This window comes from Citricoccus sp. NPDC079358 (assembly GCF_040702545.1).
Lineage (GTDB): Bacteria > Actinomycetota > Actinomycetes > Actinomycetales > Micrococcaceae > Citricoccus.
The window spans coordinates 24,586-47,619 of record NZ_JBFBLI010000014.1 but is presented as its reverse complement, the minus strand read 5'-3'; the positions used below and the strand labels follow the sequence as shown (position 1 = coordinate 47,619).

The 23,034-nt window shown below is 69.9% G+C and carries 19 protein-coding genes; 12 read left to right on the top strand and 7 right to left on the bottom strand.

Annotated elements, in window-relative coordinates:
• Positions 1–62: 62 nt before the first annotated feature.
• Entirely contained in the window at positions 63–4,976 is a 4,914-nt protein-coding gene (locus tag AB0333_RS14725; RefSeq protein ID WP_366219452.1) for an NAD-glutamate dehydrogenase, read from the top strand.
• A gap of 9 nt (positions 4,977–4,985) precedes the next feature.
• A complete protein-coding gene (locus tag AB0333_RS14720) occupies positions 4,986–6,593 on the top strand; it encodes a histidine kinase N-terminal domain-containing protein (RefSeq protein WP_366219451.1) in 1,608 nt (535 codons plus the stop codon).
• Positions 6,594–6,706: 113 nt separating this feature from the next.
• Here AB0333_RS14720 and AB0333_RS14715 read toward each other — a convergent pair whose 3' ends face one another.
• On the bottom strand, positions 6,707–6,955 hold the full coding sequence (locus AB0333_RS14715; protein ID WP_010144519.1) for a WhiB family transcriptional regulator: 249 nt from the start codon (positions 6,953–6,955) through the stop codon (positions 6,707–6,709).
• Between the two features lie 328 nt (positions 6,956–7,283).
• Here AB0333_RS14715 and AB0333_RS14710 point away from each other — a divergent pair, with 328 nt between their 5' ends.
• Complete coding sequence (locus tag AB0333_RS14710; protein WP_366219450.1) at positions 7,284–7,715, top strand: hypothetical protein; 432 nt, start codon at positions 7,284–7,286, stop codon at positions 7,713–7,715.
• A 182-nt stretch (positions 7,716–7,897) separates the two neighbouring features.
• Here the strand turns inward: AB0333_RS14710 and AB0333_RS14705 are convergent, their stop codons facing one another.
• Positions 7,898–8,269, bottom strand: a complete 372-nt coding sequence (locus AB0333_RS14705) for a DUF1844 domain-containing protein (protein ID WP_366219449.1) — start codon at positions 8,267–8,269, stop codon at positions 7,898–7,900.
• Between the two features lie 248 nt (positions 8,270–8,517).
• Here AB0333_RS14705 and infC point away from each other — a divergent pair, with 248 nt between their 5' ends.
• The 4 genes from infC to AB0333_RS14685 all read left to right on the top strand — a co-directional run bounded on the left by infC (position 8,518) and on the right by AB0333_RS14685 (position 11,511).
• Positions 8,518–9,687: a translation initiation factor IF-3 gene (gene infC / locus AB0333_RS14700; RefSeq protein ID WP_366219448.1), complete on the top strand. Its 1,170-nt coding sequence runs from the start codon at positions 8,518–8,520 to the stop codon at positions 9,685–9,687.
• Between the two features lie 126 nt (positions 9,688–9,813).
• On the top strand, positions 9,814–10,008 hold the full coding sequence (gene rpmI / locus AB0333_RS14695; protein WP_159551536.1) for a 50S ribosomal protein L35: 195 nt from the start codon (positions 9,814–9,816) through the stop codon (positions 10,006–10,008).
• Positions 10,009–10,096: 88 nt separating this feature from the next.
• On the top strand, positions 10,097–10,483 hold the full coding sequence (gene rplT / locus AB0333_RS14690) for a 50S ribosomal protein L20 (RefSeq protein WP_159551534.1): 387 nt from the start codon (positions 10,097–10,099) through the stop codon (positions 10,481–10,483).
• Positions 10,484–10,539: 56 nt separating this feature from the next.
• Positions 10,540–11,511 (top strand): RNA methyltransferase, encoded by a 972-nt coding sequence (locus AB0333_RS14685; RefSeq protein ID WP_366219447.1) that lies wholly within the window; start codon positions 10,540–10,542, stop codon positions 11,509–11,511.
• Positions 11,512–11,621: 110 nt separating this feature from the next.
• On the opposite strand, the gene AB0333_RS14680 is transcribed toward AB0333_RS14685, so the two are convergent.
• Positions 11,622–11,897 (bottom strand): GlsB/YeaQ/YmgE family stress response membrane protein, encoded by a 276-nt coding sequence (locus tag AB0333_RS14680; RefSeq protein ID WP_366219446.1) that lies wholly within the window; start codon positions 11,895–11,897, stop codon positions 11,622–11,624.
• Between the two features lie 133 nt (positions 11,898–12,030).
• Complete coding sequence (locus tag AB0333_RS14675) at positions 12,031–13,284, bottom strand: MFS transporter (RefSeq protein WP_366219445.1); 1,254 nt, start codon at positions 13,282–13,284, stop codon at positions 12,031–12,033.
• Between the two features lie 110 nt (positions 13,285–13,394).
• Between AB0333_RS14675 and AB0333_RS14670 the strand changes: the two genes are divergently transcribed.
• Positions 13,395–13,901, top strand: a complete 507-nt coding sequence (locus AB0333_RS14670; RefSeq protein WP_366219444.1) for a (deoxy)nucleoside triphosphate pyrophosphohydrolase — start codon at positions 13,395–13,397, stop codon at positions 13,899–13,901.
• A 4-nt stretch (positions 13,902–13,905) separates the two neighbouring features.
• Here the strand turns inward: AB0333_RS14670 and AB0333_RS14665 are convergent, their stop codons facing one another.
• The gene (locus AB0333_RS14665; protein ID WP_366219443.1) at positions 13,906–15,024 is read right to left on the bottom strand and encodes an Rv2578c family radical SAM protein; all 1,119 of its coding nucleotides are present in this window, start codon (positions 15,022–15,024) and stop codon (positions 13,906–13,908) included.
• 56 nt (positions 15,025–15,080) lie between these two features.
• On the opposite strand from AB0333_RS14665, the gene pcp reads away from it, so the two are divergent.
• The gene (pcp, locus tag AB0333_RS14660; protein WP_366219442.1) at positions 15,081–15,806 is read left to right on the top strand and encodes a pyroglutamyl-peptidase I; all 726 of its coding nucleotides are present in this window, start codon (positions 15,081–15,083) and stop codon (positions 15,804–15,806) included.
• Between the two features lie 122 nt (positions 15,807–15,928).
• On the opposite strand, the gene AB0333_RS14655 is transcribed toward pcp, so the two are convergent.
• Positions 15,929–17,128, bottom strand: a complete 1,200-nt coding sequence (locus tag AB0333_RS14655; protein WP_366219487.1) for an MFS transporter — start codon at positions 17,126–17,128, stop codon at positions 15,929–15,931.
• A 395-nt stretch (positions 17,129–17,523) separates the two neighbouring features.
• Between AB0333_RS14655 and AB0333_RS14650 the strand changes: the two genes are divergently transcribed.
• Positions 17,524–18,513, top strand: a complete 990-nt coding sequence (locus tag AB0333_RS14650) for an LLM class flavin-dependent oxidoreductase (RefSeq protein WP_366219441.1) — start codon at positions 17,524–17,526, stop codon at positions 18,511–18,513.
• Between the two features lie 42 nt (positions 18,514–18,555).
• Here the strand turns inward: AB0333_RS14650 and AB0333_RS14645 are convergent, their stop codons facing one another.
• Complete coding sequence (locus AB0333_RS14645; protein WP_366219440.1) at positions 18,556–19,041, bottom strand: hypothetical protein; 486 nt, start codon at positions 19,039–19,041, stop codon at positions 18,556–18,558.
• 145 nt (positions 19,042–19,186) lie between these two features.
• Between AB0333_RS14645 and pheS the strand changes: the two genes are divergently transcribed.
• Positions 19,187–20,278, top strand: coding sequence for a phenylalanine--tRNA ligase subunit alpha (gene pheS, locus AB0333_RS14640; RefSeq protein ID WP_366219439.1), 1,092 nt, complete (start codon positions 19,187–19,189; stop codon positions 20,276–20,278).
• 6 nt (positions 20,279–20,284) lie between these two features.
• A complete protein-coding gene (gene pheT, locus AB0333_RS14635; protein ID WP_366219438.1) occupies positions 20,285–22,909 on the top strand; it encodes a phenylalanine--tRNA ligase subunit beta in 2,625 nt (874 codons plus the stop codon).
• Positions 22,910–23,034 lie beyond the last annotated feature (125 nt).

Genomic DNA, 23,034 nt, shown 5'->3' with positions numbered 1-23,034 from the left:
GCACCCGGCCCAGGCCCGGTGCCTCCGGTACAGCTGCAGCGATGGAAGAGGACAACCCCCAGATGTCGTCGTCAACCCCTTTGTGGACCGATCAGCAGGCCGCCGGCACCCCGGATGCCCCCCTCGGTCTCGAGCACCTGGCCCGCGCGTATTTCGAGCATGTCTCAGAGGCGGACCTGGCCGAGCTGGACCCGCCCACGCGTGAGAGGCTCGTCGCCACGCACGTGGAGATGGCTGCCGGCCGTGGCACCAACGAAGCTGTCGTGCGGGTGACCCCCAGCAGGCCCCACGGCTTCGTCCAGATCGTGCATGCGGACATGCCCTACCTCGTGGACTCCGTCACGAGTGAGCTGACCCGTCAGGGGCACGCCATTCGCATGGTCGCCCATCCGACCGTGATCACCCATCGGGCCAAGGACACCGGGCAGCTGACCGCGGTCCACCGCGTCCCCACCCAGCAGGGCACCGCCAGCGGTGACACCACGGCAGCGCTCGCGGACCTCGGCCCGCTGGTCACCGGTGATGGCGCACGTGCTGGAGTCGAGTCCTGGATCGGCGTGCAGACCGTCGGCCCGCTGGACGATGAGGAGGCCGTCCGGCTTGAGAAGGGCCTCGGCCACGCACTGGCGGACGTGCGCGCCGCCATCGCCGATGCTGACCGCATGCGAGCGGCGGCCTTCACCGCCGCCCGCACCCTCACGCACGATGCCCCGGCGACGGTGCAGGGCGTGCGCGAGAGCAGTGAGCTGCTCAACTGGATGGAGGACGGCCACTTCACGTTCACCGGCTACCGGGAGTATGTGCTGCACAGTGGGGACAACGGCCAGGTGCTGGTCCCGGTGGAGGACACGGGCCTGGGCATCCTGCGCCGGCGACCTACCACGCCGCCGGCGCCGCTGTCCATCGCTGGTCGCAACCAGATCGAGCGCCCCATCCCGCTGATCATCACCAAGGCGAACTCGCGCTCCCGGGTGCAGCGTTCCGCCTACATGGACTACGTGGCCGTGAAGACCTACGACCGTGACGGCAAGGTCACCGGAGAGCGCCGGTTCGTGGGGTTGTGGGATCCCAAGGCGTACTCGGTGTCACTCGAGGACATCCCGCTGGTGCGGGAGAAGGCGGCCGAGGTGCTGCACCGGTCCGGCTTCCCACGGGACTCCCACTCCGGAGCCGAGCTCCAGCAGATCCTCGAAACCTACCCCCGTGACGAACTGTTCCAGGTGGGCGTGGATGAACTGTGGGACACCTGCCGGCAGATCCTGCAGCTGCAGGAACGCCGCCGCACCAGGTTGTTCCTGCGGCCGGACACCTACGGCCGCTTCATGAACGCCCTCGTCTTTCTGCCCCGCGACCGCTACAACACCGATGTGCGCGGCCGCATCCAGAACGTGCTCCTCGACGCCCTGGGCGGGGAGTCCTTGGACTTCCAGGTCAGGCTCACCGAGTCCGTGCTGGCACGCCTGTACTTCCGCATCCGGCTGCCGCGCGAGCGCGAACGCGCCGCACCGGTGGACGCCAAGGACCTCGAGGAGCGGCTGGTCCGGGCCGTCCGATCCTGGAAGGAGGGGGTGGACGAACAGGCGGTCGAGGCGTTCGGCGCCGACTCCGGCGTGGATGCCGCCCGCTTGTGGGATGAGGCCTTTCCGCCCGCCTACCGGGTGGCGTACGAGATCGACAACGCTCTCGAGGACATCGGCCGGTTCAACGGGCTTCCGGGGGAGGGCGCACCCGTGGTGCATGTCGTGCCGGAACACCAGGACGAGCGATCGCGGATCGCCGAGGAACGGGTCACCGACCGGACGATCGGGCGCATGAAGGTCTATTCCGACCGGCCGCGCACGCTCACGGAGATCCTGCCCGTGCTGCACAACCTCGGCCTGGCCGTCCTGGATGAGCGGCCCTTCGAGGTGGAACCCGCAGACGGGCGCAAGTTCTACCTCTACGACTTCGGTCTGGGCTATCCGGTGGGCTCGGAATCCGAGGCCACGGCCGGGCTGCTCGAGGACGCGGTCGTCGCCGCGACCACCGGTGTCTCCGAGTCCGACGCCCTGGATCGCCTCGTCCTCGCCCACGGCCTGGACTCCCGGACCGTGAGCGTGCTGCGCGCCTACGCGAAGTACCTGCGTCTGCTCGGGATGCAGAACTCCTTCGACTTCATGGCGGACGCGCTCCTGGCCCACGAGGCCGTGACACGGGCCCTGGTCGACTACTTCTTCACCCGCTTCGATCCGACGACCCCCTCGGCCGCGGACGACGCCGGCCCGGATGCCGGCGAGACCCGTCGCCGGAGCCTGGAACAGGTTCGCGAACGGGCCGACGAGGCGCTGGAGGACGTCGCCACCCTGGATGCCGAACGTGTGCTGCGGGGTTTCCTGACCGTGATGCAGGCCACCCAACGCACCAACTTCTTCCAGGGGCACCGGCGCCTGAGCTTCAAGATCGCGACCTCGGAGATCGACTTCGCTCCGCAGCCCCGGCCCGCGCGGGAGATCTGGGTGTACGACCCGGAGGTCGAGGGCGTGCACCTGCGGTTCGGTCCCATCGCGCGCGGCGGGTTGCGCTGGTCGGACCGCCGGGAGGATTTCCGTACCGAGGTCCTCGGACTCGTCAAGGCCCAGCAGGTCAAGAACGCCGTCATCGTCCCCACCGGGGCCAAAGGCGGGTTCTTCGCCAAGCGGCTGCCGGACCCGGCGGTGGACCGCGGTGCCTGGATGGAGGCGGGCCGGGAGGCCTACCGGACCTTCATCCGCGGCCTGCTGGACATCACCGACCAGCAGTCGCGCAGCGCCGACGGAACCGAGATGGTCTTCTCCACCCGGGAGCGGATCGTGCGTTATGACGAGGACGACGCCTACCTCGTGGTGGCGGCGGACAAGGGCACGGCGTCCTTCTCCGACACCGCCAACGCCATCTCGGCCGAGTATGGCCACTGGCTGGGCGACGCGTTCGCCTCCGGCGGTTCGGTGGGCTATGACCACAAGGCGATGGGCATCACCGCCCGCGGAGCCTGGGAGTCGGTCAAGAGCCACTTCGCGTCTCTCGGCCGGGATACCCAGAGCGAGGACGTCACCGTGGTGGGGATCGGAGACATGTCGGGCGACGTGTTCGGCAACGGGATGCTGCTCTCCGAGCACATCCGCCTGGTGGCGGCCTTCAACCACCTGCACATCTTCCTGGATCCGAATCCGGACCCGGCCGTGTCCTTCGCCGAGCGCCGTCGGCTGTTCGACCTGCCCCGGTCCTCCTGGTCCGACTATGACGGGTCGCTGCTCAGCGAGGGCGGTGGCGTGTATGACCGCAGTGCCAAGTCGGTCCCGGTGAGCCCCCAGGTCCGGGACCTGCTGGATCTGCCGGCGAGCGTCACCGAGTTACGGCCCAACGAATTGCTCCAGGCCATCCTGAAAGCTCCCGTGGACTTGCTCTACAACGGCGGCATCGGCACCTACGTCAAGGCAGAGACGGAGGTCCATGCCGAGGTCGGGGACCGGGCCAACAACGCGATCCGCATCAACGGCGGCGAGTTGCGTGCGGCCGTCGTCGGGGAGGGCGGCAACCTCGGTTTCACCCAGCGGGGCCGCATCGAGGCCAGCCTGTCCGGGGTGCTGATCAACACAGACGCGATCGACAATTCGGCCGGCGTGGACTGTTCCGACCACGAGGTCAACATCAAGATCATGGTGGACCAGCTGGTCTCGACCGGCGCGCTGGACGCCGACGATCGGTCCGGCCTGCTGGAGTCCATGACGGAGGAGGTCGCCGAACTGGTCTTGGCAACGAACGTCGACCAGAACACCCTGTTGCGCAATGACTCGCAGAAGGTGGCCGAATGGTTGCCGAGCTTCGAACGGCACATCCAGTGGTTGGTCGAGCACGCGGATCTGGACCGCGAGTTGGAGGACCTGCCCAGCGACGACGAGCTGGGCGAACGCCTCGAGCAGGGCCAGTCCCTGGCCACGCCCGAGCTGGCGGTGCTGGTGGCCTACGCGAAGACGAACCTGTCCGACCAGTTGCTGGACTCATCACTGCCGGATGATCCCTGGTACGACCAGACCCTGGACGCCTACTTCCCCTCCGCTCTGCGGGAACGGTACGCCGAGCAGATCCAGCAGCATCCGCTGCGCCGGGAGATCATCGCCACCGTCGTGGCCAACGACGTGGTCAACACCGGAGGCACCACCTTCGTGTTCCGGGCCATGGAGGAGACGGGGGCGGATGCCGCGGCCGTGGTCGCCGCCTACTCGGCGATGAAGGAGATCTTCGGCTACGGCGACTACTTCGAGGCGATCCGGGCGCTGCCCGCCAGCGTGGACGGCGAGGTCAAGGCCCGCGTCTACCTCGATGCCCGCCGACTCCTCGACCGGGCGGTGCGATGGCTGGTCAACCACCGCGCCGAGGGCGAGGGCATCGGCGCGGTCGTCGAGTCCTACGCCGCCCCCCTACAGGCCCTTGTCGAGGACCTGCCCCAGCTGATGCAGGGCCAGGACGCCGAGCGCTTCGCCGCATGGCGGGACGCCTCCCTGGAGGCCGGCCTGCCGTCAGGCCTGGCCAACAGGCGGTCCATTCTGTTCGAGTCCTTCGGTCTGCTGGACGTGGTCCGCCTGGCCCGGCAGGCGGGACGGGAGCCGCGGCACGTGGCGGATGTGTACTTCCGTCTCTACGACCGGTTCGACGCCGAGGCGATGCTCAACCTGATCACGGAGCTGCCCCGGAGCGGACGCTGGAAGGCACTGGCCCGAGCCGCCCTGAGGGATGACCTGTACGCCCTGATCGTCAACGCCACCACCGACGTCCTGGCCGGCGAGTCCGAGTCGGACGCGGCCGACGGGGCCCGCCTCGTCGAGGAATGGGAGGAGGAGAACGCTGCCCGGCTGGAGCGGGCCGAGCGCTTCCTCGAGGAGATCCGCGAGTCGGGCTCAGACGATCTGGCCTCCCTCTCCGTGGCGTTGCGCCAACTGCGATCGGTGACGGCCCAGTAGAACTGTTCCATGGCCCTGTTCACCGACCCCCTCCACGACAACCCCGACCTGGCGGAGGGCGATGTCGACTGGCTGCACATGATGGTCGGTGAATGGCAGCTCATCGCGGATCTGGACTTCGCGGACCTGGTGCTGTGGTACCCGGTCGCGGGCTCGGAGATCACCGGCCGCGGCTTCGTGGCCCTGGCCCAGGCTCGGCCCTTCACCTCGCAGACCTCCCTGCACCGGGACATCGTGGGCAGCCGGGTCCGCTCCGACCTGAAGTCCCTGGTGGACCAGGCCTGGACCACCGGGGAGCCGACAGCCACGGCGCCCTCGGTCCACGGACCGGACAGTTCCATGCGGGTGGCGGTGTGGCCCGTGGTCCGCCATCACCGGTGCATCGGGGTGGTCACGGTTCATCAGAACCTCACGGGCCAGCGCACGCCGTCCCGGCTCGAGCTGGTCTACCGGGAGAGCGCCACGCAGCTGCTGACGATGCTGTCCCGCGGCCAGTGGCCGGAGGCGGACGACCCCGTCAGCAGCTCTCACCGGGGCTCGCCCCGGGTCGGGGACGGTGTCCTGCGCCTGACGGCCGAGGGGGTGGTGGACTTCGCCACCCCGAACGCCGTCTCGGCCTTCCGCCGGCTGGGGGAGACGGAGCCCCTGGAGGGACGGTCCCTGGCGAGGATCGTCACGGACCTGCAGGATGAACGCCGGCCCGTGGACGAGTCTCTGCCGCTGGTGCTGACGGGCAAGGCCGCGGCCCGCGCCGAACTCGACGTCCGCTCGGTCAACCTCACCCTTCACACGGTGCCGTTGCGCGATGACGCGGGACGTTTCGGGGCTCTGGTGCTCCTACGGGACGTCACGGAGCTGCGCCGGCGGGAACAGCAGCTCATCGGCAAGGACGCCACCATCCGGGAGATCCACCACCGGGTGAAGAACAACCTCCAGACCGTGGGGTCCCTGCTGCGGATGCAGTCGCGGCGGATGCACTCCGAGGAGGCAAAGAAGGGCCTGGAACAGGCCATGCGCCGGGTGGACACCATCGCCCTGGTCCACGAGACGCTGTCCCGGGGCCTCGAACAGCAGGTGGACATGGACTCGCTGCTCGGGCGCCAGTTCCGACTCGCCGTGGAGGTGGCCGGTGATGGCCGGGAGATCAGCACGGAGTTCCGGGGCGGTTTCGGCCAGCTGCCCTCCGACCTGGCCACCCCTCTGGCCCTGGTGATCAATGAGCTCGCCATGAACGCGGTGGAGCACGGGACCGGGCCGGAGGGTGGCCACGTGGGGCTCTCGGCTCGCCGGACGCAGACGCCCTCCGGCGAGCGGCTGGAGGTCCGCCTCTGGGACAGCGGAACGGAGGCCGGTGCGGGAGGCCATGACCTGGTGCCCGACGGCGGCGGCGAACCCGAGCGGGAAGCCGGCGGTCTGGTGACGGGCGCCGGAGCCGATCCCCGGAAGGCCAAGGGTGACCCCGCCGGCGTCGTTCCAGCACCGGGGCAGAGCCCCGGCCTCGGTCTGCACATCGTCCGCACGCTGGTGGCGGGGGATCTGCGGGGCACCATCGACTGGATGGTGCTGGAGTCCGGTGGCACCGAGGTGGTCATCCAGGCACCGGTCCCGGAACATTGACCACTGATGGCGTGCCCAGAGTATGGACAGGACACGCCACAGGCCCCGACCTCACGGGGTCAGGGCCTGTGGCGTGGTGCTGAGGCGGGAGAGTTCCCGGTCTGGCTTCCGGACTAGGAGGCGCGGCGGGCGCGGGCCGCGCGGCGCTTGAGGGCGCGGCGCTCATCCTCGCTCATGCCGCCCCAGACGCCGGAGTCCTGTCCGGACTCGATGGCCCACTGCAGGCACGTGTCGACCACTTCACAGGTGCGGCAGACAGCCTTGGCCTCTTCGATCTGGAGCAGGGCCGGACCCGTGTTCCCCACCGGGAAGAAAAGTTCCGGGTCCTTGTCCAGGCACGCTGCCCGGCTACGCCAATCCATGCTGATCGTTCACTCCTTCGCTGCCGGGCACACGGGTGGCCCCGGCAATACTGTCTCGGGTCATCGGACGGTAGTCCTCAAGCGGGGACTGATCTGCCGCATCCTGTCGATGGCAACAAAAAAGGGCCGTTGCGACGACCCCCGCTGAACTTCGTGAAATATCTTTTCATGTCGATGACGAGTAAACAAGAGGCCCAGCAGGTAAACGTGCGGTTATCATGCGATGTTGATCACAGCGCGGAACGGGTGCCGTAGACTATTCCGGCCCGCCGTCACCACTGTCAAGGGTGCGGCCGTCAGCCCACAGAGCAACAGAAAGCCGGATGCCGTGCCCACGCCAGAACACCAGACCACCCCCCGGTCATCGACCACCCGCGGACCCGGGCATCGGCCGCCGGCCGTGGTGGCGCTGACTCTGCTGCTCCTCCTCCAGGCTCTCGCGGTCCTCGGTGTCGCCGTGGTGTTCGCTCTCGAGATCGGCAGCGGCGTGTTGAACCTGGGTGCGCAGATCTTCCTGGTCGTCCTGGTCGTGGCCGCCGGGGTCTGGATCGGTGCAGCCGCCTTGAGCCTGTGGGCCGGCCGGGCCTGGGTCAGGGCAGCCGTGGTGGTGATCGAGCTGTTCGCCGTGATCCTGTCCGTCAGCTTCTTCTCCGCCGGGAATGTGGCGACTGGGCTGCTCTTCCTGGTGCCGGCCGCCGGGATCCTGTTCCTGATGTTCAGCCGACAGGTCGCCGAGCACCTGGCGGGCCTCCACCGCTGACAGCCCGTGACCCAGGGGGGTGACGCTCAGGGCCGTCGTGGCGTGCGGGGGCTTCCGGACGCCACAGGGGCCCGGTGCCGTCCGTGGTCGGCACCGGGCCCCTGGTCGGTCCCCTCACGGCGAGGCCGCTGATGCGGCCATACCGTGGCGGTCAGGTCGTCATACGGTCCTTCGGTCGGCGGTCAGTTCACAGCGCCGGTGTACTTCTCGCCCGGACCCTTGCCCGGGGCGTCCGGGAAGGGCGAGGCCTCGCGGAACGCCAGCTGCAGCGAACGCAGACCGTCGCGCAAGGGACCGGCGTGCTGGCTGCCGATCTCCGGGGCGGCGGACGTGACCAGGCCGGCCAGTGCGGTGATCAGCTTGCGCGCCTCGTCCAGGTCGATCAGTTCCTCGGCGTTGGACGTGTCCGCCAAGCCGACCTTCACCGCGGAGGCGGTCATGAGGTGCACGGCGGCGGTGTTGATGAGTTCCACGGCCGGGACCTCATGGATCTCCCGCACCCGATCGTTGACGGGATCGTCCGCGGGGGTGGGATTCTGCTGTTCGTCATTCATGCTGGTAAGCTTGTCACAGACCAGCTGGTCCCGTGTCCCATTCCACCGCAGTACTGGTGTGAGATGGGTGACGAGACCAGTTATCGAAGTGGAGGCCATCTCCCACCCGCGTCAGCAGGACGCCCGCTCCGGCGGGCCGAGTTGCCGGGTCACCGGTCGGACGGCCCCGGAAGGGAACCGTCCGCCGATGGGTCGTCGGATACGTCCGTCGGCCAGGCCTCCGTCTGCGTTGAGCACGGAGGCCTTAGTTGTCTCCGGGTCTGCGCAGGGAGCCGCACCGGGAAGGTGGCCCCGTATCCACAGCGTCCAGAAACAGGAGTTGCAAGATTAGCGAGCCAAGAATCAACGAACGGATCCGCGTGCCCGAGGTGCGCCTGGTCGGCCCCCAGGGCGAACAGGTGGGAATTGTGCGCATCGAGGATGCGTTGCGTCTAGCCGCCGAGTCCGATCTGGACCTCGTTGAAGTGGCCCCCACGGCCAAGCCGCCGGTCTGCAAGCTCATGGACTTCGGCAAGTGGAAGTACGAGGCTGCCGTCAAGGCCCGTGAGGCCCGGAAGAACCAGACCAACACGATCCTCAAGGAAGTCCGCTTCCGCCTGAAGATCGACAAGCACGACTACGAGACCAAGACCGGTCATGCCCGCAAGTTCCTCACCGCTGGGGACAAGGTCAAGGCCATGATCCAGTTCCGTGGACGTGAGCAGCAGCGCCCCGAGTTGGGCATCCGCCTGCTGCAGAAGTTCGCCGAGGACGTGGCCGATGTCGGCATGGTCGAGTCGAGCCCGCGCCAGGACGGCCGCAACATGGTCATGGTGATCGGTCCGCTGAAAAACAAGTCCGAGGCCCGTGCCGAGGCACGCAAGCATCAGGAGCCGAAGCAGGAACGCGTCGGCTCCCGCCGTGACGTGGCGGCCCGCGAGGCGAAGCAGAAGGTCGCTGAGGACACCTCCTCGGCGCCGCTGTCCAGCACGATGTCGGACGCCATGCCCGAAGAGCTGAAGAAGCTGGCCCAGGCTGGTACCGAGGCTCCGTCCGCTCCGGTGGAGAAGCCGGCCGAGAAGCCTGCAGTTGAGCAGGCCCCGGCCCAGGCTGCTCCGGACGCCGAAGCTCCGGTGGACCCGGCAAGCAAGCCGGCTCCGGCGGACCAGCCGGCCCCGGCGAAGGCGGCTCCGGCGAAGGCGGCTCCGGCGAAGGCGGCTCCGGCGGCCAAGCCGGCGACCGCGAGGCCAGCCGTTGCCAAGCCTGCTGCGGCGCCGAAGCCCACGGTGACCAAGCCCGCCGCGGCACCTAAGCCTGCGGCGGCCAAGCCCGCCGCGAAGCCGGCACCGGCTCCCAAGCCGGCCATGCCGAAGCCGTCGGCGGCACCCAAACCCGGTGCTACGCCGAGGCCCGGTCCCAAGCCGGGCGGAAGCAAGTAGACCAGCACCACCCTTTCGTCACCGGCTTCTGGCCGGGACGGACCAGATCGGCCCCACCTCCGGGAGGGTCCACGTAGCACTGTCCGCCCGACGGGCGGACAGCCAACATGAAGGAGAACGGCAGCCATGCCGAAGATGAAGACCCACAGCGGAGCCAAGAAGCGCTTCCGCGTGACCGGTTCCGGCAAGCTGATGCGTCAGCAGGCCAACCGCCGCCACTACCTGGAGCACAAGCCCTCCACGCTGACCCGCCGTCTGGCCTCCGACCAGTTGGTCTCCAAGGCCAACGTCAAGACCATCAAGCGGATGCTGGGCATCTGACATTTCCCCGTGGCCCTCTCGGCCGCACACAGCTAGCCGCCGCGACTGACGAAGGACGCGGTGGGCATCGATTCGAAGGAGTACGCACGTGGCACGTGTGAAGCGGGCAGTCAACGCCCACAAGAAGCGCCGGGTGGTCTTGGACCGCGCGGCCGGTTACCGCGGACAGCGTTCCCGCCTTTACCGCAAGGCCAAGGAACAGCTGCTGCACTCGTATGTCTACAACTACCAGCACCGCAAGAAGCGCAAGGGCGACTTCCGCCGCCTGTGGATCACCCGTATCAACGCGGCCTCCCGCGCCAACGGCATGACCTACAACCGCTTCATGCAGGGCCTCAAGCTGGCCGGCATCGAGGTGGACCGCCGCATGCTCGCCGAGCTGGCCGTGTCCGACTCTGCCGCGTTCGCCGCCCTGGTGACGGCCTCCCGTGCAGCCCTGCCGGCTGACGTCAACGCCCCGGCAGCCGCGAAGTAGAGACGCGTACCCGGTGACGGTGGCGGCCACACGGCCGACACCGGACTCGGAACACCATGAACGAGCGCCCCGATCAGGACGTGATGACCAACCCCCGGGCAGACCGGGTCCGGAAGGTCGCACGCCTGGCGGGGCGCTCGTCGCGTTCCCGGGAGGGTCTGTTCCTGGCTGAGGGCCCGCAGTCCTCCCGGGAGGCGCTGCGGGCACACCTGGGGATGCTGAGCCCTCGTCCCGAGCGCGATGCCGACCCTGCCCAGCCCGCCGACGGCCGGCCCCCTCGTCCGCCGAGACCCACCCAGTGGATTCCGGGCCGGGTCGTGGAGTCCGTCTACCTCTCCACCCGGGTGGCGGAGCGTGACGCTGAGCTGGCGGACCTGGTCCGCCGTGCCGCCGACCGGGGCGTGCCGGTGCGGTGGGTGACCGACGAGGTCCTGGACGCCATGGCCGATGCCGTCACCGGGCAGGGCATCCTCACCGTCTGTCACCTGCCGGACACCGGCGCCGCACCCATCCTCGCCGCTCTGCCGGAGCCACGTCTGGCCGCCGTCCTGTGTCGAGTCCAGGATCCCGGCAACGCGGGCACCATCCTGCGGGCAGCGGATGCCTCGGGCGCCGGTGTGGTGGTGCTGACGGCTGGATCCGTGGACGTGTTCAATCCCAAGGTGGTGCGCTCCACGGCGGGGTCGCTGTTCCACGTACCGGTCGTCACCGGGGTGGAGGCCGCCAACGCCGTGGATGCGCTCCGCGACCATGGTCTGGCGGTGCTGGCGGCGGACGGCTACGGGTCCGTGGTGCTGGACCGGCCGCCGTCGGGCCTGCTGGCCGCGCCGACCGCCTGGTTGTTCGGCAACGAGGCCCAGGGTCTGTCCGCCGAAGAATTGACCCTGGCCGACGAACGGGTGGCGGTTCCGCTGTATGGTCGGGCCGAATCGCTCAACGTGGCCACGGCCGCCACGGTCTGTCTCTACGCTTCGGCGATGGCGCAGCACGCGCCTGATGACACCGCGGCCGGAGAAGATCTGGTCTGAGGCGATCCCGGCCGAGGCCGGAACTACAGCTCCGGCGCCCTCATGAGACGACGCAGGGCGCCCCTGCTGAGGGGGCGCCCTGCGCGTGGTGACGTGGTAGCGGAGGCAGGTCAGGCCTTGGCGCGGCTGGTCCGCCGGGTGATGGCCTGCCAGATGAAGGCGACGATCACACCGCCGATGATGGCGAAGACCCAGGTCCAGAAGTCGAAGAAGCCCTCGTTGAGATCGAGGCTGAACAGGGCCCCGCCGATCCAGCCGCCGAGAATGGCGCCGAGGATGCCGGTGAGGAGGGCACCGAGCCAGCCGCCGCCCTGTTCGCCGGGAAGGATGAGCCGGGCGATGGCACCCGCTACGAGGCCCATGATGATCCAGCTGATGATGCTCATGATGTTTACCCCTTCGTGCTCGTGAAGCAGTACGGATACGGATAGTGTCCGTCTACGGCGTGCTCCCAGTCCACGGTTGATGAACGGTCAGGGACCCCGCCTGAGCACAACAGAGCAAGCCGGAGCGGAAATCTCAGGTGTTGCGGGACCGGAGTAGGACCAGGGACAGCAGGAGCCCGACGCCGGCGAGAGCGGCTCCGGCGCCTGCGGGCACCTGGAGGCCGAGACCGGCCTGGATCACGGCGGCTCCCACCCAGGCGCCCATGGCATTGGCGAGGTTCAGGGCCGAGTGGTTGAGTGCCCCGGACAGCTGGGGTGCCTGCGGGGCGGCGTCGACGAGCAGAACCTGGAGGGACGGGACCAGGGCCGAGGCCGCCATGGCGGCGGCCAGCAGCGGCACCAGGGAGAGGATCCACCACTCAGCGGTCAGGCTGAAGCAGGCCAGCGCCACGGCGACGATGGCCAGCATCCACTGCAGGGTCCGCCGCGCCGAGCGGTCGGACAGGGTGCCGCCGACCAGGGTGCCCACCACCATGCCGACCCCGTAGAGGGCCATGATGACCGGCACCAGCTGCGGAGCCATGCCGCCGACGTCCGTGAAGACAGGAGCGATGTAGGTGTAGAGGGCGAACATGCCGGCGAAGCCGATGATGCCGACCACGATGGCCCGCCAGAGTGCCGGAGACCTCAGGGCCGTGAGCTCGCTGCGCACGGAGGCGCCGGGGGGAGCCGGGACGCGGGGGACCAGCCACGCCACGGCGGCCAGGGTGGCGACACCGAAGAGCCCCGTGACGATGAACATCCACCGCCAGCCGAAGTTCTGGCCCAACCAGGTAGCCAAGGGAACGCCGATGAGGTTCGCGACGGACAGTCCCGCCATGACCCAGGCAATGGCCTGACCGCGGCGGGCCGGCCCGGCCAGGTGGGCGGCGGCCAGGGCGGCGGCCGAGAAGTACGCCCCGTGCGGCAGGCCGGAGATGAACCGGGCCACGAGCATGGTGGTGAAGTCCGGGGCGAACAGGCTGGCCGCGTGGCCGACGACGAACAGTGCCATCAGCCATAGGGCGGAGGTACGCCGATCGATCCGGGCCATGCCGGCGGCCAGCAGCGGCGCCCCGACGACCACGCCGAGGGCATAGGCCGAGATGAGGATGCCGCCGGCGGGCAGGTCGACGCCCAGATCCGCGACGGCCTCGGGGAGCAGGCCCATGATGGCGAACTCGGTGGTGCCGATCGCGAAGCCGCCGAGGGCCAGCGCGAGGATGCCCGGCAGGATGGCGCGACGGCCGGACCGGTCGGACCGGTCGGAGTGCGGGCCTGAGCGGGAGGCGGACGATGACGTGGACGGTGAGGTGGAGGAGGGGTCGTCGGCAGCGGTGTTTGGCACTGATCCAGACTACGGTCCCCACGCGCTCACGCGCTCACGCGCTCACGCGCTCACGCGCTCACGCGCTCACGCGCTCACGCAACGCCGTCAAGGGTCGGTAGGCTCGCGTGATGAGTGACATCACCTCGGACTCTCCGGCAGTGCGCGTCCCCGGGCAGGAGGCCAACGCCGGCTCCCGCCCCGTCGCCCGATCGCCCCGGCCGGTCGTCGGGGCTGCCGTGGTGGACGAGCTGGCGGCACCGACGGTGCTGCTGGCCGCCCGGCGAAGCGCACCGGAGGCCCTGGCGGGCCTGTGGGAATTCCCGGGCGGCAAGGTGGAACCGGGGGAGGACCCTCGCGAGGCGCTGATCCGGGAGGTGCGCGAGGAACTCGGGGTCCTCGTCCGGCTGGACCTCGAGGTGACCGCCGATCATCCGGAGGGCTGGCTGCTGGGTAATGGGGCCAGGATGCGGGTGTTCACCGCGGTGATCGTCAGGGGCGACCCCCAGCCGCTGGAGGACCACGACCTGCTCGAGTGGCGTGCCCTCGACCGGGCCACACTGCAGGAACTGGAGTGGATTCCGGCGGACCGGCCCATTGTGGATGCGCTGGTGGAACTCGTGCGCCCCGAAGGCTGAGACCTTAGAACAGCGCCGGTTGCGGGGCGGGGACCGGCTGGGCTGGCCCCGTGGTCCCGGCCGGAGCCCGGTGGTCATCCGCGCCGGGGCGATGGGCGGCCGGACTCGGCCCGTCCCCGTCCGGGCGGGTGAGGCGGTGGGCCCCCTCGTGGTGCAGGCCGTGACGCCGGGCTGCGGCGGAGGCCCGCCGGCCGAGGGCCTTGCGGTAGGACGCGGGCGCGTAGGAGCTGCGGCCGTAGAGCTGGCGGTATCCGGCCAGCAGGTGCGGGTGGTCCTCCTCGATCCACTGCAGGTACCACTGCCGTGCCCCGGGCCGCAGATGCAGGGCCCCGGCCAGGACGGATTGCGCCCCGGCCCCGGACAGCGCGGCCATGAGGTCCTCCAGCTGGCGGTCTGAATCGGTGAGCCAGGGCAGCAGGGGCATGGCCATGACCGTGACCTGGGCGCCGGCCGAGGACAGCTTCTCGATGAGCTTGAGCCGGGCCGCCGGGGTGGGGGTGCCCGGTTCGACCCGGTGGGCGAGTCCCGCGTCCAGCATGGCCAGGGAGACGGAGACCTGCACCGGCACCCGGCGAGACGCCGAGGCCAGGAGGTCCAGGTCCCGTCCCAGGAGGGTGCCCTTGGTCAGGATGGAGAAGGGGGTGCCCGCATCCGCCAGGGCGGTGATGATGCCGGGCATGAGCCGGTACCGGCCCTCGGCCCGCTGATAGGGGTCCGTGTTGGTGCCCAGCGCCACCAGCTCGCGGGTCCAGCTGGGGCGTGCCAATTCCCGCCGGAGGATCTCGGGGGTGTTCACCTTGACGACGATCTGCTGATCGAAATCGGTGCCCGCATTGAAGTCCAAATACTCGTGGGTGCTGCGCGCGTAGCAGTACCGGCACGCATGGGTGCAGCCCCGGTAGGGGTTGACGGTCCAGCGGAAGGGCATGGGAGAGGAGTCAGGGACCTTGTTCAGGGCCGACTTGGCCACGACCTCGTGGAAGGTGGTGTCCGCGAACTCCGGCGTGGTGATGGAACGCTGCAGGCCGGAGAGCGGGAGCAGGGCGGCCGGTGCGGCCGGAGTGCCGCCGTCGCCCTGCTCGATCCCGTCCCCGGCCTGCAGTGTCTGCGCTTCCCATCGCATGCCTTGATTAGAACACATGTACTAACGGGGGTGCAAGGGGGCGCTACGCTGGAGCCATGACCGGTCCCGCCACCGCAGCACCCCACGACCCTGGCCTCGCACCCCTCCTGCTCACCGGCTTTGAGCCCTTCGCGGGGGATGGGCACAACCCGTCCTGGCCCGCGGTGCAGGAGGCGGCCCGCCGACTCCGAGACCGTGGCGTCGACGCGGTCGCCGTGAGGCTGCCTTGTACCTTCGCCGGATCCACCGAGGTCCTGGAGCGGGCGCTGGCCGAACACCGGCCCGGGATCGTCATCTCCTGCGGCCTGGCCGGCGGCCGGACGCGGGTGGCCGTGGAGAGGGTGGCCGTCAACCTTCAGGATGCCCGCATCCCGGACAACGCCGGTGCCCAGCCGGCAGGACGGGCCGTGGACGACGCCGGCCCCGCCGCCTATTTCTCCACCCTCCCGGTCAAACGCATCGTCGCCGCGCTGCGCGAGGCCGAGATCCCGGCCGAGCTGTCCCTGAGCGCGGGCAGCTTCGTCTGCAACCACCTCTTCTACGCGCTGATGGCACGGGCCGAAACCAGTTCCGTGCGAACCGCCGGGTTCATCCACGTGCCGTGGGACGAGAGCGCGCCGCGACGACCAGGGCGGGTGGGCGCGCACGCCGATGACGGGGACCGTCCGGAACCGTGGCCGACCGTACCGGGAACCCAGCTGGCAGAGGCGCTCGTGATCGCCGCGCTGGAAGCGGCGCGGCCGACGTCGGACCTCGACGAGCCAGATGGCTCGCTGTACTGATCACCGTCCAGCTGGACCTGCAGTACGCGTTGTACTCGCTGGATTCGCGCTGCTGGTGGGACGCACCGCCCGCACCGCAGCGGCGCGGTTCGGAGTTCCGGGCCGCAGACGAGGGCCGCGAATTAAGCCGGGGTGGAACCCCGCTGCCGGGGCCCGGGCATGCGCCCGGCGGCCTGGACGGCCAGCAGCCCCGCGATGGTGAAGGCCAGGGTGGCGGCGAGGACCAGCAGGATCGGGGCGGTCCAGCCCGCGGTGGCGGTGTGCAGCCAGCCGGCGAGCGGCGGGGTGATCGTGGCGGCCAGGTAGCCACCCGTCTGGACGAAGGCTGAGCCGGCGGCGGCCTCGGAATCGTTGCCGGCCATCCGGGCGATGATCGAGAAGATGGCCGTGAAACCGCCGCCCTGCGCCACACCACCGGTCAGTGACCACAGCGTGTAGGCGTCGGGCGCCAGCAGCAGGCCGAGCGGCAGGGACAGCCACAGGGCCGCCACCACCGCCATGGGGACCCAGGGCCTCGTCCGTGCCGCCAGGAGGGGAACGCCCAGGGCGCCCACGATGGCGGCGACCTGGAACAGGGACGCCGTGGCGCCGGAACCCGCGGTGTCCAGACCCTGGGAGTCCGCCAGGATCGAGGGCAGCCACGTGGTGGTGGTGTAGTAGCCGGCCGACTGGCCGCTGAAGGCGATCACCAGCAGCCACGTGACGCGGCGGAACGGCGGAGTCGGCCGGCCGCTGGCGCTCCGGGCCGTAGGACTGGCGCTCCGCGCCGTAGGAGCTGTCTGCGCGGAGGCCGGGCCCGCCTCGGAGGAGCCGGGCTGCCTGCCGGGGACCGTTCGCAGGCGCCGCCGGACCAGGGCCAGCCAATAGGCCATCCCGACCACGGCGAGCACGCTCCAGAGCGCGAGGGCCCAGCGCCAGCCGACGGCGGCGGCCAAAGGTCCGGTGCCGATCAGGGTCGCCATGGAGCCCACGTTCATGCCGGCGGAATACAGCCCCGTCGCCAGGGAGACCCGGTCCCACGGAACCTCCCGGCGGATGATGACCGGAACCACGATGTTCCCCAAGGTCAGCGACAGGCCGATGACGGCGGTGCCGGCCAGGACCATCCACGCCGGCCCGGCGGAGCGGAGCACGGTCCCGGCCAGCACCCCCGCCAGGCAGGCGAACACCGTGGCCTCGGACCCCCACCGGCCGATGGTCCGGGTGGCCAGGGGGGTGGCCAGGGCGAAGAGCAGGATCGGCAGCCCGGTCAGCAGCCCCGCCCCGACGGCGTCCAGTCCGGTGTCGGCCTGGATGTCCCCGAGAACGGCCGTGGGCGCGATGATCGGAGCTCGGAGGTTGAGGGCGAGGATGACGATGCCGACGATGATCCACGGCAGGATCGGGCTGGCTGTGGGTGGGCGGCGCGAGGTGACTCCCTACGGAGAGCGGACGGGGGAGGAACACGAATCAAGGACCGGAACAAGTACAAAAACAAGAACAAGAACAAGAACCGGACCGACTCCGGAACGTGTCGATCTTAGTCAACAGACACCGACGCCGGCCCCCGGCCACGGCGACCCACATCAGCCGACGCGAATCGGCTCCGAACACACGGCTATCACGTGGAGCATGGCAGGAGCATGTCAGGGAAGACGTCCGTGGAATAGAAAGGCCGTCAGCGGTGGTTGTCCCTGACGAACACACCTGCTTCTGCCAACGTGAGGAACGTCCACCATTGTCTGTGCCCTTGAGCATTCTTGACCTGGTCTCCATTTCCGAGGGGTCCACTGCCCGGGACGGTATCGCCGCCTCGATGAATTCGGCCCGCATCGCTGATCAGTTGGGCTTTCGCCGGATCTGGTTCGCGGAGCACCACAACACCCCCAATCTGGCGTCCAGTGCCACCGCACTGCTGATTTCCCAGGCCGCCTCGGTCACCGAGCGGATTCGGCTGGGGTCCGGCGGAGTGATGCTGCCCAACCATGCCCCGCTGATGGTGGCCGAACAGTATGGGACCCTCGCCAACATCCATGGGGACCGGATCGACTTGGGCCTGGGGCGTGCACCGGGAACGGACATGATGACCGCCCAGGCCTTGAGCCGCTCCTCAGCCGAGCCGCAGGCCTTTGCCCAGAGCATCTACGATCTGCAGGGCTGGTTCGGTGAGACCGGAACCGCCCACAGCGTACCGATCGTGTCCTCCGTATCCGCTGGGACCGAGGTGCCCATCTGGGTCCTCGGGTCGACCGTCAACGGAGCGTCCATCGCCGGCCAGCTGGGCCTGCCGTTCTCCCTGGCCTCGCATTTCGCCCCCGACCAGATCGATCAGGCCATCCAGGTGTACCGGGACTCCTTCACTGCCGATGCACCCACCGCGCAGATCGACGAGCCCTACGTGATGGCGGGCATCAACGTGATGGTGGCCGCCACCGACCAGGAGGCAGCACGGGAGCACACGGTGCTCGAGCAGATGTTCCTCGACATCCAGCGCGGGCAACGCCGCAAGATTCAGCCGCCAGTGGACCCGGCCACCATTGCCGGGCCAGGCGGAGAGGGCAATCCGATGCTGCGGATCAAAGCCGTGGGCGCCCCCACGACGGTGAAGACCCAGCTGGAGGAATTCGTGGAGCGCACCGGCGCCGATGAGCTCATCACCGTCACCTATGCCTTCGACCCTGCCGTGCGGGACCGCTCTCTGGAACTGCTGGCCGAAGCCTGGCTCTGAGTCCCACAGGGCAGGGCGGACCGGCATCGGCCGACCAGCCACCTACCGCCGCCGTGGCCACCGCACCGGGCGCTCGCGGTAGCCGCCGGCCGCCAGACCGGCGTGGCGCTCGAACAGGTTCCGTGAGGCCGGATCACCGGTGCGCAGCACGGACCAGCCGGCCGCGGTGAAGTACAGCACCAGGAAGGGCAGGCCCAGGCACCAGGCGTACTGGGTGGCATGCCGTCCTTCGTGCTCCAGCAACCGGGCCGTCGGAGCGGTGTGGGGCCGGAACAGCACGAGGTTGCCCACGGTGAAGGCGCCGCCGTCGGGAAACGCCCACCGGTAGCCGAACGCGAGGATCAGTCCCTCCGGGCCCCGCTGGATCCGGCAACCGGAGGCCAGGGCCAGCACGAGTCCCAGGGGCGTGGTCAGGTTGGCGGCGTTGCACAGCTGGCGCAGTCGCAGCCCAGCGGACCAACGGGAGGACGCAGACAGTGAGCTCGGCGTGCGCGGAGGGTGCGGCCGGGAGGACGCAACGGTGGGCATGGCAGTAAGTCTAGGACGCCGGTGTGCGGCGGTCCTCGGACGACTACTAGACTGGCCGAGGCCTCCTGCCGGGTGCGGGTGGCCAGGGACCAGCCCCACCTCAGTGCCACATCCGAACCTCAGAACATGAAGGTCGTTGCCCGCCATGACGGAAACCCCCCAGGACCGGGCCGGAACCCCGGTCGACACGGTCGAACAGCCGGAGATCTCCCCGGCGGACGAAGCCGCGGTGCACGCCGCCGTCGAGCAGGCCCTGGCGGCCTTCGCCGCCGCCGCCGACCTCGACGAGCTCAAGGCGGCCCGACTGGCCCACACGGGGGAGAAGGCGCCGCTGACGCTGGCGAACCGGGGGATCGGCCAGCTGCCCAAGGACCAGAAGGCCGTGGCCGGCAAGCTCATGGGCGGGGCCCGCAAGTCCATGGAACGGGCGCTCGCGGCCCGCACCGAGGTCCTCGAGGCCGAGCACGCCGCCCGCATGCTCGTCGAGGAGACCGTGGACGTCACCACGGCCGTGCGCCGCCGGCGTGTGGGCGCCCGGCACCCGCTGTCCGTGCTGCAGGAGCGGGTCTCGGACATCTTCATCGGCATGGGCTGGGAGATCGCCGAGGGGCCTGAGCTCGAATCGGAGTGGTACAACTTCGATGCGCTGAACTTCAAGCCGGACCACCCGGCCCGCGAGATGCAGGACACCTTCTTCGTGGACCCGGCCGAGTCCCACCTCCTGCTGCGGACGCAGACCTCGCCCGTGCAGATGCGCGCCATGCTCGAGCGTGGCGTCCCCGTGTACGTGCTCTCGCCGGGCCGGACCTTCCGCACCGATGAGCTGGACGCCACCCACACCCCGGTGTTCCACCAGTTCGAGGGTCTGGCCGTGGACAAGGGCCTGACCATGGCGGACCTGCGCGGCACCCTCGAGTACTTCGCCCGTCAGATGTTCGGGCCCGAGGCCACGATCCGGCTGCGCTCCAACTTCTTCCCGTTCACCGAGCCCAGCGCGGAGATGGACATCTGGCACCCCGGCGCCAAGGGCGGTCCGCAGTGGATTGAATGGGGCGGCTGCGGCATGGTGCACCCGAACGTGCTGCGTGCCGCCGGGCTGGACCCGGAGGTCTACTCCGGTTTCGCCTTCGGCATGGGCGTGGAACGCACCCTGATGTTCCGCAATGAGGTCCTCGACATGCGAGACATGATCGAGGGCGACGTCCGCTTCTCCCAGCACTTCGGAATGGAGATCTGATCACCCGTGCGCATCCCGCTGTCATGGCTACGTGAATATGTCCCGGTCCCGGCGGACGCGACCGCCGAGGACGTCATGGCCGACCTGGTGAGGGTCGGCTTCGAGGAGGAGGACGTCCACCGTCCCCTGGACGAGCTCTCCGGCCCCCTCGTGGTCGGCGAGGTCCTGGAGATGGTCCCCGAGCCGCAGAAGAACGGCAAGACCATCAACTGGTGCCAGGTCCGCGTGGTGCCCGAGGGCCAGGAGCAGACCCTGTCCGGCGAGGGCATCGACCCCTCCGGAGTGCAGGGCATCGTCTGCGGCGCCCACAACTTCCAGGTGGGGGACAAGGTCGTCGTCACCCTGCCCGGCGCCGTGCTCCCCGGTGACTTCCGCATCACCCCGCGCCAGACCTACGGCCACCTCTCCGCCGGGATGATCGCCTCGGCGCGCGAGCTGGGACTGGGCGAGGACCACGAGGGCATCATCGTGCTGTCCTCCCTCGGCTTCTCGCCCGAGAACGGCAACGACCCGGAGCCCGGTACGGACGTCTACGACCTCCTGCACCTGAGGGATGAGGCGGCCGAGATCAACGTGACGGCGGACCGCAGCTACGCCTTCTCGATCCGCGGCGTGGGCCGTGAATACGCGCACGCCACCGGGTTGCCCTTCACCGACCCGGCCTCCCTGGTCACGGCTCCCGAGCCGAACGGCCAGGGCCACCCGGTACGTCTGGAGGACGAGCACCCCATCTACGGCGTCCCCGGCTGCGACCGCTTCGTGACCCGGACCGTCACCGGCCTCGACCCGAGCCGCCCCACCCCGCCGTGGATGGCCCAGCGGCTGCGTCTGGCCGGCATGCGGTCCATCTCCCTGGCCGTGGACATCTCCAACTACGTCATGTGGGAACTCGGGCAACCGCTGCACTTCTATGACGCGGCGAAGCTGCAGGGCCCGATCGTGGTCCGCCGCTCCGCCGAGGGCGAGGCACTGACCACCCTGGACGGCAAGTCGCGGACGCTGTCCGCCGAGGACCTGCTCATCACCGACGACCGGGGCCCGATCGGCTTGGCCGGCGTGATGGGCGGCGGCGAGACCGAGGTGTCCGAGTCCACCACCACGATCGTCATCGAGTCAGCGCACTTCGATCCCGTGTCCATGGGCCGCACCCGCCGCCGTCACCGTCTGCCCTCCGAGGCCTCCAAGCGCAACGAGCGCGGCGTGGACTGGGAGATCGCGGACGAAGCGGCCGAACGGGCCGTCCAGCTGCTCGTCCAGCTGGCCGGCGGCACCGCGGACGCGGGGATCACCGAGGTGGGCACCCGCCCGGAGCCGAGCGTCATCGAGCTGCCGGCCTCCTACCCCGTCGCCCGCATGGGCATCGAGTACACCGAGGACCAGATCGAGACGACCCTGCGGGACCTGGGCGCCACGGTCGCCCGCGGCACGGCACCGGAGGCGGGACATCACGACGCCGGCCCGGCCGGGACGGTCTTCACCGTCACCGCCCCGACCTGGCGCCACGACCTGGAGATCCGGGACGACCTGGTCGAGGAGATCGCCCGCCTGATCGGCTACGACCAGATCCCGTCCACCCTCCCGGTGGCCCCCCCGGGGCGCGGGCTGACCCGGGAGCAGGCGGCCCGACGCCGGGTGGTCCAGGGCCTGGCCGACGCCGGGATGACCGAGGTGCTGGCCTACCCCTTCGTGACCGAGGCGCAGAACTGCTTCTTCGGCTCCGCCACCGAGGACGAGGGAGCCGCGCAGCGGATGGTGCACTTGGCCAACCCGATCTCCGCCGAGTTCGGGTACCTGCGCACCTCCCTGTTGCCCGGGCTGCTGGACATCGCCCGCCGCAACCACTCCCGCGGTTTCCGGAACCTGGCCCTCTACGAGTCCGGGCTGGTGTTCCTGCCCGGTGAGCAGCTGGGCTCGGCCACGATCCCTCCGCTGGGCGCCCGCCCCGCGGAGGAGGTGCTGGCGGACCTGGAAGCCGGCATCCCGGACCAGCCGCGCCACCTGGCCGCCGTGCTCACCGGACACGACTCCGCGCCCGGTGCCGGCCATCAGCCCCGCACGTATGACTGGCAGGACGCCCTCGGCGCCGCCCTGGATGCCGCGGCGATCCTCGGCGTGGACCTGCGGGTCGTCCAGGGATCTCACCAGGCCTTCCACCCGGGCCGCACGGCCGAGCTGCGCTTGACCGGATCTGGAGACCCGGTGGACGGTCCCGTCATCGGCGTGGCCGGAGAACTGCTGCCGTCCTGGCTTGAGGACGCCGACCTGCCCGCCCGCACCGTGGCCATGGAACTCGACCTGGACGCTCTGATCGCCGCAGCGGCCGACGTGGTGGTGGCCCGGCCGATGTCCACCTTCCCGCTCACCAGCCAGGACGTGGCCCTCGTGGTCGCGGACGACGTGGTGGCGGGAGATGTCCTGGAGACCCTGCGGGAGGGGGCGGGGGAGCTGCTCGAGGACATCAGCCTCTTCGACGTCTACGCCGGGCCGGGCGTGGAGGACGGCCGCCAGTCGCTGGCCTTCTCGCTGCGGTTCCGTGCCCCGGACCGCACGCTGACCGCGGATGAGGCCTCCGCCGCCCGCGCGGCCGCCACCGACCTGGCCGCCCGGCGCCATGGAGCCGTCCAGCGCTAAGGTGGACTCGGCCACGAGGCCGGGAACACCGCCAAGAGGGCGGGCAGAGCAGGCGGAGCAAGCCGGGCAGGCAGCGCAAGCCGGGCAGGCAGCGCAGGCCGGGCAGGCAGCGCAAGCCAGGCCGG

What these genes read in the sequence shown, in the direction of transcription:
- AB0333_RS14725 (WP_366219452.1), top strand. Translation starts at nt 63, where the DNA reads ATGTCGTCGTCAACCCCTTTGTGGACCGATCAGCAGGCCGCCGGCACC.
- AB0333_RS14720 (WP_366219451.1), top strand. Translation starts at nt 4,986, where the DNA reads ATGGCCCTGTTCACCGACCCCCTCCACGACAACCCCGACCTGGCGGAG.
- AB0333_RS14715 (WP_010144519.1), bottom strand. Translation starts at nt 6,955, where the DNA reads ATGGATTGGCGTAGCCGGGCAGCGTGCCTGGACAAGGACCCGGAACTT.
- AB0333_RS14705 (WP_366219449.1), bottom strand. Translation starts at nt 8,269, where the DNA reads ATGAATGACGAACAGCAGAATCCCACCCCCGCGGACGATCCCGTCAAC.
- rpmI (WP_159551536.1), top strand. Translation starts at nt 9,814, where the DNA reads ATGCCGAAGATGAAGACCCACAGCGGAGCCAAGAAGCGCTTCCGCGTG.
- AB0333_RS14685 (WP_366219447.1), top strand. Translation starts at nt 10,540, where the DNA reads ATGAACGAGCGCCCCGATCAGGACGTGATGACCAACCCCCGGGCAGAC.
- AB0333_RS14680 (WP_366219446.1), bottom strand. Translation starts at nt 11,897, where the DNA reads ATGAGCATCATCAGCTGGATCATCATGGGCCTCGTAGCGGGTGCCATC.
- AB0333_RS14670 (WP_366219444.1), top strand. Translation starts at nt 13,395, where the DNA reads ATGAGTGACATCACCTCGGACTCTCCGGCAGTGCGCGTCCCCGGGCAG.
- AB0333_RS14665 (WP_366219443.1), bottom strand. Translation starts at nt 15,024, where the DNA reads ATGCGATGGGAAGCGCAGACACTGCAGGCCGGGGACGGGATCGAGCAG.
- pcp (WP_366219442.1), top strand. Translation starts at nt 15,081, where the DNA reads ATGACCGGTCCCGCCACCGCAGCACCCCACGACCCTGGCCTCGCACCC.
- AB0333_RS14645 (WP_366219440.1), bottom strand. Translation starts at nt 19,041, where the DNA reads ATGCCCACCGTTGCGTCCTCCCGGCCGCACCCTCCGCGCACGCCGAGC.
- pheS (WP_366219439.1), top strand. Translation starts at nt 19,187, where the DNA reads ATGACGGAAACCCCCCAGGACCGGGCCGGAACCCCGGTCGACACGGTC.